The following is a 15,556-nucleotide window of genomic DNA, read 5'->3' on the forward strand; positions in this document are numbered from 1 at the left end:
TCCGGGTTATGAACCAGTCCGTGGAGGGCTCGTGATGCCTCCGCCGCTGCCGTGCTCTTCGTGATCGTGATTTCGCAGACTGACATCGCCCGCCACTACGTCGCCATCCTCCACCACGACCCCGCCCTCGCTGATCTTCATGCTGCCCACCACATCCATGGCGGCCTGACCATCAGCAGCACCTTCGCCGGATACGCTCAGCACGCCAGCTACCTGCAGATTGCCAGTGCAGTTCGTGAGGGGCGCATCGTTTGTGATTTCAGGCGCCTTTATGGTTACGTGCGTGAGAGATTCCGCGTAAATGTCCTCGGCTGCGTAGATCTTCACTGTCGCGGTTTTTGACCTGATCACGATGTCCTCGCCTGCGATCATGTTCATCAGCATCTCAGCGAGCAGCTCCATGTTCGTGTGGTGCCAGCGCCGCCAATCAACGGAGTTTCCGCTCTGCGGGTTACGGTAGCCGGTAATGATCGGGTACCGTGGATCGCCGCCGATGAAGGACACCCACACCGGATCGTCCGAAAGGATCTCGATTTCGGTCTGAAAGCGCCCATTGCGTGACTTGTCACCAATCGGGTACTCAATTTCGGCCAACGGCAGCACATCGGCACCGTCGGTGATGCCCGGGATCTCGACACGGCACATGCGAGTATCCTGCTCGTACGACTTCACCACGGCAGGCCAGCGCCCCGGATACAGCTCTACGCTCACGAGAGCCCTCCCAGCCAGAAGCGGCTATACAACTCTCGACCATGGCCATCGGAGCCCGATTTGAAGACGTGCGCGGCGGTGATCACCGCCAGTGGCACGCCGCCCACGAAGTCAATCACATCGCCCGCGCAAACATGGCTCGAAAACGCTGCGCGCGGCACCACCTTCCTGACGAGCAGTGGATCACTCATATTGCGCAGCCGCAGGGCATTCGTGAACGGCGAGAACCGCACGCTACGCGCGGTTTCTCTTGCGCCATAAATCAGGCTGCCGCTCTCGTCGAGAGAGAAAAACCACGGCACCTCGTGACGCTCCAGGAATTCGCTCTTCACGTCCTGGGCATCGATGTTTGGCAAAGCCATAACCGATGACTGCTTGAATAGATCGACAAGACGGAAGAACTGCAGCCGGCCCTTCTTCCAGCGCACAACCCCACCCTCTTCCTGCAGCACCTGTGCGATGTGGAAAGAGGGGGTACCGCCGACCAGGCACGAGAATCGCGGCACGGCGAAATCACCATCGACGTTCACCTTCGCGCCGGCGGCTCGGTAGATGGCCCCCAGGGTCGCGCGCTCTTTGATGAGCGCACGGTCGCGACGATAGCTCACGCGCTTGCAATCATCGAGCATTGCCGTGATTTGGACGGCGCTCACCGGCGTATCGCCCTGCGCCGCCACGGCCGATATTGTCGGTACGGTCTTGGCGATGTGCATGACATCGCCAAGACCGGTCGTGACCGTGCGGCCCTCTGCCAGCATACTGGACAGGTCATCAGTGCCGGTCGTGCGGATAACCGCCTCTAGCGTCACCGGTACAGGAGCCAGATCGCTGCGCAGCACGGCCGATTCGATCAGATCGCCGGGGATCTGCCCGCCGCCTTCAAGCGTCAGAATCATGGCCTATACCGTGATGATCGGCTGGCAGAAAGCGCGCATCGGAAGATCTGTTTCGAGCGCGGTAATATCGGCTGCCACTTCGCCGCTTGATCGACCGAACGCCTCAATGCCCATCATGCGGGAGCCTTCAGCTTGCAGAACTGATTCGCGCTCGACGTAGAGAACGAACAAGGGGCGGATGATCGCCCACTCGTCATCGGTCACATCGATATCGGCCGTCACAGTGAGCGCAGGGTCGGCCAGCTGAGCAAATGCGCCATAGAAGCGAGTAGCCGCAACGGCCTGGGCGAGCACCGTAGGGGCATCCAGCAGGATGCCCACAGGTCGCTCACCCTCGCTGAAGCGAGTTACATGCTCAGACAGCTTCATCAGCGGTAGTCAGTGCTGTTGCCCGGCAGATCGTCGCCGAAGTAGTGGAAGAACAGCGAGCCCGAAAAAGTCAGCGGCTGCGAGCGGTTTTCCCAGTCGCGATCAGCATTGTCCAGCTGCAAGAAGCACTCACGCAGCTTCTTGACGCGCAGGTATTTCAGAGGCGTGCCCTCATACACGCGAGCATTGAACTGACCGCCGTTCGCGAGCAGCGACACAAGCATGGCATCAATGCTGCCCGAAGTGGTCTCGACGAATGACACCTGCCCCTGCAAAGCGATCTTGGCTTGTTGAGGCTGATAGATGATCGTGCCGAGCGGCCCGGGCATTTCAATTTCGCCCTGCGGCGTCAAAACCGGCCACGGCGCTTGCTTGGCCAGCAGCCAAGTGCTCTCGAAGCCCTCGATTTCAAGCGCGAAATCGCTGTTGATGGCTTTGGCGCCAAACGCCTGAGTCAGGCCAAAATTGCTCTGCAGGATTTTTCCGGTACTGACCGTCATATAAGGCCCCCAAGTTCGTTCATTCAGTGGAATCAGAGCCCGAATTTACGGCCGCCCTATCGTCGCTATCGGTCTTGTTTTCCGCTGGGCCATAGATGCGCTGATACCCGCGAACTACTTCTTGGAGTCGCCCGTAGTTGATGGCGAGGGCGTCTGCGTCGGCTGCGATTCCGAAAAGATCTGCAGCAATCGCTGGCGGAAGGTCGGTTTCACTTCGTCCATCAGTTCCGCAGGCGGCGCGGGGAGTCTCGGCGACTGCACCACCAGTGGCGCCGGGCTGGAGTCCGACTCGGGCGGATTTGTAGGACAGCCGGATAGAACCAGCGCGCAGGCCAGCAATAGTCCGATCAGCAGCATCTTTTTCACGTTGCAGCTCCTTTCGATGGTCTTCATCAACCTGCGCCTGCCTGGCCGCAGCTTCCTGCTCTGTCCTGCGCGCATCCGCCTGAGCCTTCTCGGCGGCCAGATGCGACTGCAGAACCTGCCTGTCGTAGTTCGTCTTGATGCTCGAAATTTCGACTCCGGCCCTGGCCGACTCGACGCTGATTCCGTGCCGGTACCCGCCCCAGTAAAGCCCCGCCAGCAGAGCAATCACCGCGATGTCAAACAAGGTTACTTTCATGGCTTCTTCCTCTCTTCCGCATCGGCGGCCTTGCATGCCGACCGGTACTTCTCTCCCTCGGCGAAGCGTCGAATAATCAGGCCCTTCAACGGCTTGAGGCTCCCCGTTGTGTATTGCCGGATCGGGTCACCAGGGGCCAGCAAGACGCGCCCCTTGCTGTCAGTGATCGGCTTGCCCGCGTAGATGTTCGGTGCCCGCTTGAGGCACTTTTTCGAGTCAGGATCTCGAACCAAGCAAAGCTCTTGGATCGGCGCCTTGATGTAGAAAGCGTCCGCGATTTCGTCACAGGACTTGCCGGCGTTGATCGCGGCCACCGGTGCCGATCTGCACGCGGCGCCGGTGTTGAAATTGAAGTCGACCAGAGCCTCGAATTCGTCGCGCGCCAGCGGCCGCCTGATGCAGTTCGCCAGCGGCTTTGCCGCCTCTTCCAGATCTGCTTTCAGATACGCATCGCACTGCTCCGGCGTAGCCGTATCACCCCGGCGCACGCCGCGCGTGTGGCCAACACAAATCGTCGGCAGCTCCCAGCCCATACCTGGGTCCGGGTAAGCCTTCAGCTCGCTCCCTTCCATACTGCGGGCAAAGTAGATGGCGCCTGCAGAGGCCCCGCCAGCGACTAGCAGCGTCGCCAAGGCCCGTTTGAGATGTTCAAACACGGCTGCCGCCCCTAATCGTTGATCGAGAGCGGGGTTCGCGGGTCACGCAGCCGGCGCTTCTTCAGCCGGTGAAGCTCGCGCTCTTCCAGGCGCCGAGAGAGCGCGCAATAACCCTGAATCAGCAGCCCCAAAATGCCAACCGCCATGCCGACGTAAATCCCAGCATCGGAAAGCGCGAATGACTGCGCAGAACTCGCCAGCGCGGGGACATGCGCAGCGGCTTGTGATGATGCGGAAGCAGCGCCGCACCCCGCAGCGGTCGCGCCACCGCAATAGGTCATCCATGTTCCGATGCGCTCTCTCATGCATACGCCTCGAAACGACCGCTGCATCCCTGATCAATCACCACCGCAACCCCCTGAGCGTTTTATCTGCGCCGGCCGATTCCGGCCGTCACTTTCGCCACAACACCAAGGGCCTGGATGACAGAGTTCAGACGTTCTGCAATGCCGCTCTGCATTCGGTTCTCTAATTCGCGGGCCTTGCTCCAGTCAGCAAACGCCCGCCCCTCAAAGAACTCTCGCGCATCGCTCTCTGTCACATCAAACGCTTGGTGAAGCGGTGTGTGTGAATATAAAGAGAGGCTATGCGCAAGCCCTTTAAGGTTTTCCGCCCAGTCGTAGCGTCGCCTCGGAGAGACAGGCGCGTACTGGAAATCGCGCGGGCGGCAGGTTTTCTGCAGCCCCCTCCTTTTCTGCGGGGAGAATCAGGATCCCGCCGTCTGCCGCAAATTCGTAGCGAAAGAGATGATGCTGCGCCTCGCGCGCCAGGTAGTACCCGTTCAGCAGGGCCGTGAATGCGCTTTCGGGGAGAGTCAGCAGAGTTGCGATTCTGCCAGTCAGGTATTTGTCATACGCGCCAGCATTGAGCGTGTCCGGCGTTTCTTCACCATCTCTGACCAGCTGCGCGGCCATAGCCCCGGTCAGCCAATGGATGCGTCCGGTAACAGGCTGGCCATCATCCAGAACATCACCCTCTGTGCGCTCGATGGCCTCGACCATCGCCCCAGTGAGGTGCCGCAGAAACCAGCGATCACCGCCCACATCACCCACCTCGACATGATCGGACCCTTCCGGGTAGTCGGCGGTGGCATCCAGGTAATCCGAGAGTTTCCCGTTGTCGCCGAGCGCGAAGTCCGCGCCAGTCTCTGATACGACAGCAAGATAGTGGGCGACCGCCAGAACTCGCTCTTGGACAGTCCATTCAAGTGGATTGCTTGGCCCCTTCGAGACATGCACTACGGCAGACAGAAAAGCCGTTTCTGCCTCCTCGACGTGCCCCTCCTGAATCCCTGCGACACGCAGGCCTTTGCCCATCGGAATCTCGGACATCTGGGCGACAATGCGGCGCGTGATGAACGGGGGAAAAACAATCATGAGTTGCCACCTTTTTGAATACTTGCCCAATCTCGCCGGTCAATGGCGGTCAGCGAGCAGATCGTGAGCGGGACAGCGAGCTCCACATACTTGCCGTCCTCGTTGACGCCTGAGCTGATCGGCACGCCGACGGACTCGATCACCAGCGGGCTGTAGGTGCGCCCCTTGTACAGAATGCCGACCTTTGTCGGCGCGATAGACGGCATCAACGCCTCGCGAATCAAAGCGTCGCCGCGAGCAGCACGCAGCGTGCTCACGATCAATGTGCCGTCCGGTGATAGTTCTTCGGGCAGAGCCCAGGCCATGAGCTGATTGAACGGGTCTTCAACCTCGCGCTGCGGATCCGACCACGCGCGAAACAGCGCTGTGATTGAGAATTTGAGCGGAGGCATGCCGCTGAACATCTGCGTGCTGTTGAGCTTCGTAATGCTCGTGCGACCAGCAAACTGCGCCATGAACGCATTGGATTTGCGCTGAGCCTCAGCGGCAGTGGACGAACTACGACCGAGCCGGCCGCCGCTGATCTTCGACAGCAACTCGGTCGACGTGGTCTGCGTCTCATCAATCAGGGGCTGCAAAGCCCCCGACTGCAGCATCGCCATCAGCGTCGGCGCCTTTGAGTCCGCCCCGGTGTTCTCAAATGGGCTTTGCCAGCTCAGCGTGATATCGAGGTTCGCCCCATCAGCCAGGGGAGCGGCCACAACCTTGCCATCTTTCACCTTTGCCCAGCGCGACTTGCCCGTGCTTTCATCGCTCAGCTCTTCAACCTCGTAGATCTGCGCAATGAGCTGCTTGGATAGGCCACCCCATAGGCTGGTGAGCACGTCCTTTTCAACAACATCCGCCATCGCAGCACCTTGAAAAACGGCGGCAGCCGCCCTGAGCAGCGCCGCCGTGTTTGCTTCAGGCCAGAATAATTACAGGCCGACCTTCGCGCGAATCCGGTTGGATTTTGCGCGACGCATCTTGGCCGTGGCCGAGTGCGCTTTCAGTCCAGCCTTGCGGATGGCGACTTTCTGCTTTGCGCTCAGGTGGACGTGGCCGCTGATGCGCTTGTTGATGCGCAGTTTCTTGCCGTGACGCACCGCGAAGACCTTCTTGTAGGCGGCATCGAACACCGCGCTCTGATCGTCGTCACCGAACGCGAATGCCTCGATGTCATCGAGCGCGGCGCCGTCGTCTGTCGGCAGAACGCCAGACAGCAGATCTTTGACGCGATCAGCTGCAGCAGTGTCCCAGTCGTTCAGCACCGCGCTCGCATCTTCCTCGCTCACGCCGTTCTTGACGAGATAATCAAAAGCGGCATTGAGCACAGCTTCAGCGACGCCTTGCTCATCATCCGAAAGCTCCCCGTCGACGTTCGCATCCGCCGAGCCGACTACGAGCGCCAGCAGGCGATCAGCATAGGTCTCGCCGTCGTCCAGATCGTCGGCCGGCGTAGCAGCCCATTGCTGGACCACCCCGGCTGCGGTCAGCGCCGTGTCCGTCAGGAAGTGATCGCTGGGAGTGGAGCCAGAAGCATCATCCGCACTGTCGAGAACTGCCGTCACAGCCGGCTTGGCTGCTGCTGCGCTCTTGCGGGTGTTCAGCGCCGCACGCATCTTGTCTTGAAAATCCATGATCCACTGTGCTCCTATCGCGTGAGGGTTTGAGTGACAAAGGTTTGACGGTTGGTGCCGTCGTAGCGCAGCCAGTAATTGACGATCTTCGTGTCATACGGCCGCACTTGGCTGGCAACCACCTCGAAGCGGAACGACTTGCCTTCCATTGCCGGATCATCGGATGGCTTCAGCCAGCCGGAGTCTTCAGCGTCCTGGAACAGCTTTTCGAGGTAGCGATTGTCGCGGCGAATCGACTCCTCCATGGGCAGCTGCAGTGAGTCCTTGCAAAACGTGGTCACAGCCAGGTCGATACTGCTGCTCATGTCAGCGACGGAAATCAGCGCCTTCAGGCTGACATCGACCTTCGCCGACGTGAGGGAGTCGTAGAACACATAACGGCCGCCGCCGGTGTACTCCTGGTGGATCACAGGATTGATCTTGGCCTTGGCCAGGTCCGACAGCTCGTCCTCCTCGCAGTCATAGGTCTGCGTGACGTTTCCGCGATTGATCGGCCACTCGCGGCCCGCAATCGGGTAGTTCTTCGGTGCGAAGCCCTTGGCGTTCTTGACCGCATTGCGCGCGCAGGCATAGGCGATATTCAGCGTCGCCACACCGAAATAACCCTTCGGATTGATACTGGTCGGGTCGGATGTCTTGAGCGGAGCCCAGTAGACGTGGACCAATTGCGCCGTCTGACTCGCGCCGACATTCAGCTGCTCGACAAACGCGGCAGCGGCCTGCGGAGTCAGACTGCCCGGCACGTCAAACCGGAATTGACGATTGGTGTCATACGCCAGCTGCACAAGCTGACCGATCAAGCCCGGCGCCATCGAGCCGCCAGACGAGATGAAGCCATAGGCCAGCGGAGTGCGCTGAAGGCGCGTACGCGCGGTGGTGTAGTCGTCGACGGAGTAAGCCGAGCCGCCTTCAACGAAGCACAGCAGCACATCGGACTTCACCCACTTCTGCGCGCCAGCAGAGTTGACGCCATAGGCAGCAGATGCAGGCTGAATCACGGCTTCGTCGCCGCTCACACCGACGAGAACAACGAGACCTTCTGTGCGCTCGGCGATCACATCAGGCAGGAAAAGCGATTCGCCATAATCATCGGTCGCATCCGACTGCAGCGAACCGGTGTATTCGTGCAGCACGGCGCCGTCGCGATCAGACAAGCGCACGGTGATCATCGAGGTGGGCTGCAGCAGCCCGCCAGACCGCACGGAATCTGCATGATAGGACAGCACGATGCCGTCGTTGAAGCAGTCCAGGTGATGGAAGGCCAGCAGAAAATCCGACTCGGGCGCTGTGTCCACCACCGAGAACGAGGTGCCATCCTTGGAAAGAACCGCCCATTTGATCACCGCAGCGCTCGTAGTGAGGCGATGCACAACGGCAGCGGCGGCGCCGTTGTTCAGGGCTTCATTGACGTGTACCCAGGCTTCATTGAGGGCAGACACACGCATCTGCTCGCCCTTGCCAAGCTTGGATTTGACGTTGGCGCGAGTCACGACAAACGGCTTGTCGATGCGGCCTCGCGTGGCGCGCATGGCAATTGCAAAAACCTGATCGGAGTTAGTGCCTGATGGGATCTCGGAAGCATCACGAAGGGGATTCAGCTGAACCCCGCTTTGCTTGTCGAGCTGGCGAACAAACGGGACGTTGCTCATCGATGAAGCTCCTTACTTCTTGGACGACTTGTTGCGAGTGGCGACCTCGGCAGCAGCAGCCGTTGCCGTTGCCGTTGCCGAGTCTTGCCCGCTGGTTTTCGTGGCATCTTCAGCAGCCTTCGCAGAATCGGTCTCGGCGGGAGCACTCGATTGGCCGCCCGAAGCGTCGTTGCCGGCAGCATCACCCTGCGGGTCTTGCTGCAGCTGCGTCGAATCGGTAGCGCTGCCGGTTGCGGTGGGGCTCTCATCAACCTCCACTTCGCCCAGATCGATCATCAGCGTCATGCAGTTACCGCCGTAGCGGTTGATCGCAGCGATGGTCTCGATGCTGGTGATCGCGCGAGCGAACGCCTCCTTGTCAGCGGTAGTGCTGCCCTTGTTGCCGCTGGGCGTATTCCCGTCAAGCAAGAACAGACCGAGTTCCGGCAGCGAAATATGGCGCGGCATGTGGTTCTCGACCGACACGGTAAACTTCTGAGGAAGCGTATCCAGCACGCTCGACAGTTCTTTGAGTGCGCCGCCAGCGGCCTTGATGATCAAGGGGAAAAAAGCTTGTTTCAGAGACATGGGCTCTCCTTTGAAAAAGGGGCTGCAAGCCCCTTTCCCTTGGCTGAATCGCGATTACTTCAAACCGCTGACGTTGATGAATGCGGCGCCCTGTGCCGACGGCGCGTGCGGATTGACTGACGTGAAGTTGCGGGCATAAAAACCCGAGCCCTGCTTCAGGTTTTGCGACATGCCCAGGGCCTGCACGGTCGGAGCAACCGCGTCACCCAGAACAATCGGGCTGCGCGTCACGTCTGCTGACTGACCGATGCACAGCACCTGAGCGGAAGTGCCGTCCGCCGACTCGTACACGCCCTTGGGCGTGAAGTAGACGTCGTAGATGCCCAGGAAACGCCCGATGCGATAGATGCCGGCACGCTCGGGCAGACCCGACGGCTCGAACATCTCGCGCGGCAGCGCACGGAACTGCGCAGAGAGTTCCTTGCCGACGTAAAAATATTTGACGCCGAAAGCCATCGTGGCGATTGCCATCTTCAAGCTGACTTTGCCGACCACTGCGCCGAAGTCGTTCCAGATCTGCGAGCGGTTCATCTGCAGGCTGCGACCGGACCAGTTGTACTCGAAATCCTCTTGGTTGTTGGCAGCGATGCGCGCCAGCTTGTGGATCGCTTCGTAGTGGCGCTCGTTGCCGAATTGGTTCTGGATTGCGAGCACGCCCTCGCTGAATGCATCCAGACCCAGTTCATTGCCGATCTGGGTGCGGGCGTCGATGCCGATCTGCGTGTAGGCGTGCCAGGGCTTCGCATACAGCGAGAACGTGTCTGCCGACGTGATGATGCGCGGAATCAGCGAGTCGTCGCGTTCATAGTCGATGAAGCCTTCGACGACAACCTGATTGGTCGTCGGCAGCTTCGGGTTGGTGGTCAGCGCAATGGCGCCGGTATCGGTATTGATGGAGCCGGCGATGGCGTAGTTCGTTTCGCCGAGCGTGATGGAGCCCGAGATAGCCGAGCCACCCGAGCCAGCCTGAGAAACTTCACGCGCGGCGATAAAGCCATTCACGTAGACAACCGAACGGCCACGCATGAGCTTCAGGTCGCCGGCGGCCGGGTCGCAAGTCTCGTCACTGAGCTGGATCTTGGTCAGCTTGCCCGTCACCGTGCCGTCGGCGTCCGAAATAGCGCACTTGTGGATGCGCGCAGACGTGATGAAAGCGTTTCCGCCTGCAACGCCATCCATCAGATCACCCTGGGCGTAGCCGCCGAAGGTACTGCCAGCGGTGTGCGACAGGATCGCGAGACGCGCTTCGTTGGAGCCGATGTCAGCCGGCAGATAGTGCGCGAACGGGATCGGCTCGGCGAACATATTCAGGATCGCCACAACAGCACGATTCGGCTGCAGCGAGAGATTGTCGGCGTGATCGGAGTTGGCCGAATCGAACAGCTTGCGCGCTTCCATGGTCGTGCTGTAGGCAGCATGGATCGACGACTCGATCACGTCAGCGGGGACAGCTTCACCCGTGGCGGCTTCGTAGTTCTGGATGCCGTCGTAGATGGCGCGAACGATCACGCCAGAGTTTTCGCCGGCCTCGTCCAGAACCTTCTGCAGTTCCTCGGGGAGCGCGCTACCCGAGCGACTTACCTGCTCGCCGATGAAGGTTTCTGCGGCGGCAGAGTCGAAGATGGCCGTGCTCGACGAAGTGGCCGCAGACACCAGAGTGTCAGCAAATGCGGCGGCTTGCTGCGTCGACTTCTTGTTGTACTGCAACTTGCGATGTTTGGGCATGTCGTGGTCCTCTTGCGGAAAAGTCAAAGCACTGGATTTGCCGGACTTCGCCGGACTGGTGCTTATTGTTTTCCCCACGACAAGGCGCCCTTAGCGCCGTTTTCCGTGTCCGCTATGCTGTTGCCGCTCTATGCAAATCGTCTCGCCGGTTGCACACATAGCGCGGGGCGTATGGCGGAATGGAACTCATGGCCTCGACGTCCACGACTTCAAACGCCAGCTTCGCGCCGGTCTCCGGATCGCCGAGCAGGATGTAGAAAACATCCGTCCGCCTCGGCGTGAAAAACTCGGGATGTTCGGCTTCTTCCTCGGGCTCGATCAGAAATCGCATTTCCGTCGGCTGAGCGCCGATTACCGCGTCGCCGTGGTCTGCGACAGATGCGGGTGAAAACGTGTCTGCAGGCAGCGCGTACCCGTTGCCGATCCACTCGTAATCAAATTCGTCTTCGTCGTCCGTGTTGAGCATGCGAACGCCATCTGCGAGCGTTCCTTCGTTCGACTGCGGACGCGTGACGGTCTTGCGGTAGACCTGAATGTTGTACGAGTTCGGGTGATGAATCACGACGTTGCGCGCCATCTTTGCAACGGCAGTTGGCACATTGGAGAGCATCGCAATCAACCTTTCTTCGCTGCTTCGAGCAGCGCAATAACTTGTTCAGCGGTCAAGCCGAATTGCTTTGCGAGAGCGCCTGCGCTGCGCAACGTCGCCCGCCCTGTTGCTGACGTTGGCTTCTTCGGCTTTTTCGCTTTCTTGGCCGCAGATTCGAGCGCTCGCCGCTCCCGGGCCGCTGTGTTCCGGGCGTCTCTATCGGCAGACGTGAGGATGCCACGCTTCCCGGCGGCCTGCTTTGCCGCCGCCTTCTCGGCCTCATCTTGCTTGTGCTGTAGCCGCGCCTTGTTGTCTGCCGACTGCAGAACTTTTTCCATCACCTTGGTCAAGAAGTTCAGCACAGCAGTCGAAGAATCAATCTCAGACATGACACGCAGGACGTGCTTGCACGCGATGCCTCGCAGACCAGGATTGCGGATCTTCGGGAATCCATGTTCATCGCGGCCAGCGTTGAACCCGCCAATCGTCGCGATGTAGCGCAAGAAATAGCGATGCCTGCCGCAGTCGCAGTCGAACGCCAGCCGGCCGTGCCGGATCCGGTTTGCCGCCTGTTTCGGCGTCAGCGCCGCCGGCGCGCGGGCACCGTCAGTCGCTGTAGCCATCATCGCCCGGGCAGACTCATCGAACGCCAGGAACTTCACGAGAACATGATGCCGGTGCACATCCGAATCCGGCCCCGCGTTGGTGATGAATCGGACATCGAGCGTCTTGTTTGCCGCGACATTGGCGCTCGCGGCGACACCGGTGTGAATCTGCTTTCGAGCACGCTCAAGATCCGTCATCCCATCGCCACCGGAGGGCAACGGGTGAGACTTGGCCAGGTCAATTACCTGCCTCGCCGTGACGCCCTTCTTGAGGCGCTTCTGTACCTGCCTGATGTTTTGCCGAAACGTCGCCAGGTCGTCAGTCGTGATAACCCTGTTCTGTCCGCCGAGCGTGGTGTAGAGCAAGCGGCCAATGTCGTACTCGCCCTGCACGTCCTGCTTGCCCAGGATGATCGACCCGGGCCGTTTCTCTGCGTCCTTGCGCTGCAGCTGGTCGGCGCGCGCGCGCTCAGTCGCTTCGGCCGCGTGCCCGCGAATCTTGCCGATGTCCGCCATGTCTATGCCCAGGTCGGAGCGCCATCTGCGCGAAGCCGCGCGATGCTCTCGAAGCCCGTTTCGCGCTTGATCCGCGCAAGCTGCTGCTCGTTGGGCAGCACAAGCGTCGTCTGCTCCAGAGGCTGATCAAAGCTGCTCAAGCCGGCGGCAGCCATCACCGCCAGGAACTCATCGCGCCGGCCGTACACGCGCGCCGAGACCCGCGACAAATCGAATCGCTCATCCGGCATGACTGAGTAGAAGACAGCCGTCTCCCATGGGCGTGTCCGCTCAGAAAACGCCCGCACTTCGCGATAAAAGTTCTTCGCCGCGCGCGGATCTGCATCGATGCTCATACCGTGATCACCGCGCCAGCTTCAAATTGCCGGAACATTTCGGCCATCTCGACCACATCGCTGATGGAGTCGGCATTAACCGCATACAGGCACGTCGCGAGAACCGCCGCTTGGATGTTGGTCAGGTCTGGCGAAATGCGATAGCGAGGGCCGTTTGCGTCAAGCCCATCCTGCTCGATGGCGTTTTCTGGGTTCGCGCGCGAAGCGTCATTGTCGAACGACAAGCGCCTGGATCTGCTATCGCTCGCAACACCGCCGCGCAGCGCGTAAAACGCTTTGATGGCGTCATTGAACTGCTCGACACCGAAGAGGCTTTCGTTGTCCAAGTCCTTGTTGTTCGTGATGACGAGGCACGATCTGAAGCGGTCCTTTTTGTAGCCGACGGCCTTTGACACCACCAGGATCTTGCTGTCCTGGTCGTAGCCAGAGAAGACCGTTCCGGGTTCGCCGCCGAAACCAGAGATGGTTGCCTGAATCGCAATGACGTTGCTCATGCTTGCTCCACGAAGTTTGTCACCACATCGGACACCAGCGGGTAGCCGGCCGGGTCGCTCGTGCCGGGCACACCCTTTCCATCGTTTGGCTCGCCGGCCGCCGGAGCCATGAAAAGCGGGACCGTCGCCTTCAGCGTCAAGTCGCCGGCAAGTAGATGCAGATTCTTCGCATCGGTCTGCACCCGCACAAACGGAACGTCTGCAGTCTCGATTTCAACGGGCCAATCGGTATCGACCCCAGCAAAGCGGTGGACGCTGTTGAAGTAGCGATTCGGGGCTGCATCGAGGTAGAGCAGGAATTGCGCTGCGAGCGAGCGCGCGGTCGGCTCGTTCTGAGCAGCGATCACCACCTGGGCGCGCAGATCGTTGCTCGCAGTCCGCATCTTGAATGCGCGTTCCTTCGGATCACCGGGAATCGTCACCCATTCAGGCGCCGCCAGCTGCCGTAGGTAGTCTCGCCCCGTCGGAATGACGTCGACGGCCATGGCCAGCAGGATCACAGGGAGCCTGGCCGGCGCCGTGGCCGTGTGATGCTCATCGCGCAGATAGGCAGCCAACATCTCCTCAGCCTGATCGACCATGCGGCCGGAGGCCATCGCCACCGAATCAAAGAGCCCGCGCGCCGCGAACTCTGCCAGGGCCGGAGTAGTGGGCTGAACCTGCGCGTAGAACGCGGCCACAAACTGCCGAAAACCAGCTTTCACGGGCTCAAACATTCGTGCCCCTTAAACGTAGCGCAGGAGCCGGCTTGCGAATGCCGCAGCCCCCGCTTCTGCTTCCTTCTGGTCATCGTCTCGCGGCAATGCTTGCAGCGGAGGGAGCGAAGCCATGCGGAACTCAGCCGCGTCCATCAGAATGCGCTGAGCAAGCGCGGACGATTGCGCTCTCGGGAGCACGAAGCCGGCGGCCGAGTCGAAAACCGGCGGCGACTTCCCGAGCTTGGCCAGCATGTCAATGAGCTGCGCATTCTCGATCTGTAGCCGATCAACAACGGCAAGCGACTCCTCATAGGCCTTTGCTGCAGAATCGAGCAGCATGATGACGCCCTGATCGTGCTCGCGCTGAGCCTCTTCGATGATCTGCTCAGGCGTCATCGTGCCCGCATCATCGAAGATAACGCCGCCGCTTGCGTCGTCGAACACGTAGCCGCGATTGCTGCTGTAGTTGGGGTTGTTGACGTAGTCGAAGCCGAAGAACTCAGGCTTGCCCGTACGCGCATTGAGCGTCAGCGCGGAGCTGAAGCCACCCACTTTGCTCGCGTACATGCGCTGCGCAACCTGGCCGGGCAGCGTGTCAAGAAACTCCTCCTGATGCTCCACGGTGCCATCAGGGAACGCCTTGAGATAGGTCGTCACAAGGGCCGGCTCGATGTCGACCACCTTGCCAGCCTTGACGCCGCCTTCCTGGGGGCGCATGCCAAACGCCATGCGCGCCCAGTGGCCGCGATAGCCCTGCATGTCGCGATTTGCAACCCACTCCTGAGTCTCCGGGCTGTTGATCGCATCGCACACCGCGCGCACGTCCAGAAAGTCGCGCCCAAGCCCCGTGTGCTGCCTGCAGCGGTCCTTGAGGTTGTAACGAATGATCGGCGTCTTCTGGCCCATGGCGCTCTTCCTGCATTTGACAAGAGCCTCATGATGCTGCAACGAATTTGGCGAATCGCCGCCGATTTTCCAGCCAGATCAGCCTGCGTTGGCCACAACGATTGATTTCAGCCGTGGGTATTCGTCGGCTTTGATCGCACCGGAAAAGAAAACGATCCTCGCCGGCGCGCGGGCGCCCGCAGCCGCACCAATAGACATCAGATGCTGAGCATGTCGCACGCCGTCTGCAGCGCCGAGCAGCTGCACCGCCAGGCCGCCTCTGATGCCGTAGAGAAAGTCCTGATCTGAGCCTGAGTAGTCGTCAGCGAGTCGGCGCCATACCTCACCCATGGACCCCACGACCGCCCCCTGCAGAGACCCGTTGATCGAGACGCTTTGCGAGCAGCCGGCCGCCATGCTGAGCCCGTCAAACGCTGCGCACTTGGCGATCACCGGAGACAGGTCGCGCAGGATCACTGAATCCAGATCGAAATTCAGCATGTACCGCCCTGCGTATTGCGGCATGAAGCCCGGATCGTACATCTTGAGGCGCCGCAGACATCGCCCGCCCAGGTGCGGCTTTGCCGAGTCCTCCTGCGGCGAGTAGACGACATTGTCGACGCCCGGCCGCGATATCGGCTCGTCCGAAACGATCAACAAGTCCGCCTCGGGCGCATATCGCCGCATCGACGATACCCACTCGTCGACGCGGCCAATACCGTAGCCATTGAAGTACCAGCACGA

General features: G+C 60.5%; 20 protein-coding genes. All 20 read right to left on the minus strand.

Annotation, left to right across the window (positions count from 1 at the left end; translation table 11 throughout):
* Positions 1 to 6: 6 nt before the first annotated feature.
* Positions 7 to 711: a hypothetical protein gene (locus ABDB84_RS05285; RefSeq protein ID WP_345918648.1), complete on the minus strand. Its 705-nt coding sequence runs from the start codon at positions 709 to 711 to the stop codon at positions 7 to 9.
* Entirely contained in the window at positions 708 to 1,607 is a 900-nt protein-coding gene (locus ABDB84_RS05290) for a hypothetical protein (RefSeq protein WP_345918649.1), read from the minus strand. Before ABDB84_RS05290 ends, ABDB84_RS05285 begins: the two co-directional genes overlap by 4 nt.
* A gap of 3 nt (positions 1,608 to 1,610) precedes the next feature.
* Positions 1,611 to 1,976 (minus strand): hypothetical protein, encoded by a 366-nt coding sequence (locus ABDB84_RS05295; RefSeq protein WP_345918650.1) that lies wholly within the window; start codon positions 1,974 to 1,976, stop codon positions 1,611 to 1,613.
* A complete protein-coding gene (locus ABDB84_RS05300) occupies positions 1,976 to 2,476 on the minus strand; it encodes a hypothetical protein (RefSeq protein ID WP_345918651.1) in 501 nt (166 codons plus the stop codon). The genes ABDB84_RS05295 and ABDB84_RS05300 overlap by 1 nt, the downstream gene beginning before the upstream one ends.
* A gap of 19 nt (positions 2,477 to 2,495) precedes the next feature.
* Complete coding sequence (locus ABDB84_RS05305) at positions 2,496 to 3,098, minus strand: lysis system spanin subunit (RefSeq protein ID WP_345918652.1); 603 nt, start codon at positions 3,096 to 3,098, stop codon at positions 2,496 to 2,498.
* A complete protein-coding gene (locus ABDB84_RS05310; RefSeq protein WP_345918653.1) occupies positions 3,095 to 3,754 on the minus strand; it encodes a lysozyme in 660 nt (219 codons plus the stop codon). The genes ABDB84_RS05305 and ABDB84_RS05310 overlap by 4 nt, the downstream gene beginning before the upstream one ends.
* Before the next feature lie 11 nt (positions 3,755 to 3,765).
* Positions 3,766 to 4,059 carry a hypothetical protein gene (locus tag ABDB84_RS05315; RefSeq protein WP_345918654.1) on the minus strand — a complete coding sequence of 98 codons (294 nt, stop codon included), beginning with the start codon at positions 4,057 to 4,059 and terminating at the stop codon, positions 3,766 to 3,768.
* A gap of 294 nt (positions 4,060 to 4,353) precedes the next feature.
* Complete coding sequence (locus ABDB84_RS05320) at positions 4,354 to 5,130, minus strand: hypothetical protein (protein ID WP_345918655.1); 777 nt, start codon at positions 5,128 to 5,130, stop codon at positions 4,354 to 4,356.
* Positions 5,127 to 5,978: a hypothetical protein gene (locus tag ABDB84_RS05325; RefSeq protein WP_345918656.1), complete on the minus strand. Its 852-nt coding sequence runs from the start codon at positions 5,976 to 5,978 to the stop codon at positions 5,127 to 5,129. Before ABDB84_RS05325 ends, ABDB84_RS05320 begins: the two co-directional genes overlap by 4 nt.
* Before the next feature lie 69 nt (positions 5,979 to 6,047).
* Entirely contained in the window at positions 6,048 to 6,749 is a 702-nt protein-coding gene (locus ABDB84_RS05330; protein WP_345918657.1) for a hypothetical protein, read from the minus strand.
* A gap of 14 nt (positions 6,750 to 6,763) precedes the next feature.
* Positions 6,764 to 8,398: a type 1 periplasmic-binding domain-containing protein gene (locus ABDB84_RS05335; RefSeq protein ID WP_345918658.1), complete on the minus strand. Its 1,635-nt coding sequence runs from the start codon at positions 8,396 to 8,398 to the stop codon at positions 6,764 to 6,766.
* A 12-nt stretch (positions 8,399 to 8,410) separates the two neighbouring features.
* Complete coding sequence (locus ABDB84_RS05340) at positions 8,411 to 8,965, minus strand: hypothetical protein (protein ID WP_345918659.1); 555 nt, start codon at positions 8,963 to 8,965, stop codon at positions 8,411 to 8,413.
* Positions 8,966 to 9,019: 54 nt separating this feature from the next.
* Positions 9,020 to 10,690, minus strand: a complete 1,671-nt coding sequence (locus ABDB84_RS05345) for a hypothetical protein (RefSeq protein WP_345918660.1) — start codon at positions 10,688 to 10,690, stop codon at positions 9,020 to 9,022.
* Between the two features lie 112 nt (positions 10,691 to 10,802).
* Positions 10,803 to 11,300 carry a hypothetical protein gene (locus ABDB84_RS05350; protein WP_345918661.1) on the minus strand — a complete coding sequence of 166 codons (498 nt, stop codon included), beginning with the start codon at positions 11,298 to 11,300 and terminating at the stop codon, positions 10,803 to 10,805.
* 5 nt (positions 11,301 to 11,305) lie between these two features.
* On the minus strand, positions 11,306 to 12,400 hold the full coding sequence (locus tag ABDB84_RS05355; RefSeq protein WP_345918662.1) for a hypothetical protein: 1,095 nt from the start codon (positions 12,398 to 12,400) through the stop codon (positions 11,306 to 11,308).
* A 2-nt stretch (positions 12,401 to 12,402) separates the two neighbouring features.
* Complete coding sequence (locus tag ABDB84_RS05360) at positions 12,403 to 12,735, minus strand: hypothetical protein (RefSeq protein ID WP_345918663.1); 333 nt, start codon at positions 12,733 to 12,735, stop codon at positions 12,403 to 12,405.
* On the minus strand, positions 12,732 to 13,229 hold the full coding sequence (locus ABDB84_RS05365; protein ID WP_345918664.1) for a hypothetical protein: 498 nt from the start codon (positions 13,227 to 13,229) through the stop codon (positions 12,732 to 12,734). The genes ABDB84_RS05360 and ABDB84_RS05365 overlap by 4 nt, the downstream gene beginning before the upstream one ends.
* Entirely contained in the window at positions 13,226 to 13,945 is a 720-nt protein-coding gene (locus ABDB84_RS05370) for a hypothetical protein (RefSeq protein WP_345918665.1), read from the minus strand. The genes ABDB84_RS05365 and ABDB84_RS05370 overlap by 4 nt, the downstream gene beginning before the upstream one ends.
* 9 nt (positions 13,946 to 13,954) lie before the next feature.
* On the minus strand, positions 13,955 to 14,833 hold the full coding sequence (locus tag ABDB84_RS05375) for a hypothetical protein (RefSeq protein WP_345918666.1): 879 nt from the start codon (positions 14,831 to 14,833) through the stop codon (positions 13,955 to 13,957).
* Positions 14,834 to 14,911: 78 nt separating this feature from the next.
* Positions 14,912 to 15,472, minus strand: a complete 561-nt coding sequence (locus tag ABDB84_RS05380) for a hypothetical protein (RefSeq protein WP_345918667.1) — start codon at positions 15,470 to 15,472, stop codon at positions 14,912 to 14,914.
* Positions 15,473 to 15,556 lie beyond the last annotated feature (84 nt).

Source organism: Uliginosibacterium sediminicola, assembly GCF_039631295.1.
GTDB lineage: Bacteria > Pseudomonadota > Gammaproteobacteria > Burkholderiales > Rhodocyclaceae > Viridibacterium > Viridibacterium sediminicola.

Coding starts and splice junctions, on each gene's coding strand:
- ABDB84_RS05290 (WP_345918649.1), bottom strand. CDS start 1,607: ATGATTCTGACGCTTGAAGGCGGCGGGCAGATCCCCGGCGATCTGATC.
- ABDB84_RS05340 (WP_345918659.1), bottom strand. CDS start 8,965: ATGTCTCTGAAACAAGCTTTTTTCCCCTTGATCATCAAGGCCGCTGGC.
- ABDB84_RS05325 (WP_345918656.1), bottom strand. CDS start 5,978: ATGGCGGATGTTGTTGAAAAGGACGTGCTCACCAGCCTATGGGGTGGC.
- ABDB84_RS05350 (WP_345918661.1), bottom strand. CDS start 11,300: ATGCTCTCCAATGTGCCAACTGCCGTTGCAAAGATGGCGCGCAACGTC.
- ABDB84_RS05295 (WP_345918650.1), bottom strand. CDS start 1,976: ATGAAGCTGTCTGAGCATGTAACTCGCTTCAGCGAGGGTGAGCGACCT.
- ABDB84_RS05315 (WP_345918654.1), bottom strand. CDS start 4,059: ATGAGAGAGCGCATCGGAACATGGATGACCTATTGCGGTGGCGCGACC.
- ABDB84_RS05305 (WP_345918652.1), bottom strand. CDS start 3,098: ATGAAAGTAACCTTGTTTGACATCGCGGTGATTGCTCTGCTGGCGGGG.
- ABDB84_RS05360 (WP_345918663.1), bottom strand. CDS start 12,735: ATGAGCATCGATGCAGATCCGCGCGCGGCGAAGAACTTTTATCGCGAA.
- ABDB84_RS05335 (WP_345918658.1), bottom strand. CDS start 8,398: ATGAGCAACGTCCCGTTTGTTCGCCAGCTCGACAAGCAAAGCGGGGTT.
- ABDB84_RS05300 (WP_345918651.1), bottom strand. CDS start 2,476: ATGACGGTCAGTACCGGAAAAATCCTGCAGAGCAATTTTGGCCTGACT.
- ABDB84_RS05355 (WP_345918662.1), bottom strand. CDS start 12,400: ATGGCGGACATCGGCAAGATTCGCGGGCACGCGGCCGAAGCGACTGAG.
- ABDB84_RS05370 (WP_345918665.1), bottom strand. CDS start 13,945: ATGTTTGAGCCCGTGAAAGCTGGTTTTCGGCAGTTTGTGGCCGCGTTC.
- ABDB84_RS05345 (WP_345918660.1), bottom strand. CDS start 10,690: ATGCCCAAACATCGCAAGTTGCAGTACAACAAGAAGTCGACGCAGCAA.
- ABDB84_RS05365 (WP_345918664.1), bottom strand. CDS start 13,229: ATGAGCAACGTCATTGCGATTCAGGCAACCATCTCTGGTTTCGGCGGC.
- ABDB84_RS05320 (WP_345918655.1), bottom strand. CDS start 5,130: ATGATTGTTTTTCCCCCGTTCATCACGCGCCGCATTGTCGCCCAGATG.
- ABDB84_RS05330 (WP_345918657.1), bottom strand. CDS start 6,749: ATGGATTTTCAAGACAAGATGCGTGCGGCGCTGAACACCCGCAAGAGC.
- ABDB84_RS05375 (WP_345918666.1), bottom strand. CDS start 14,833: ATGGGCCAGAAGACGCCGATCATTCGTTACAACCTCAAGGACCGCTGC.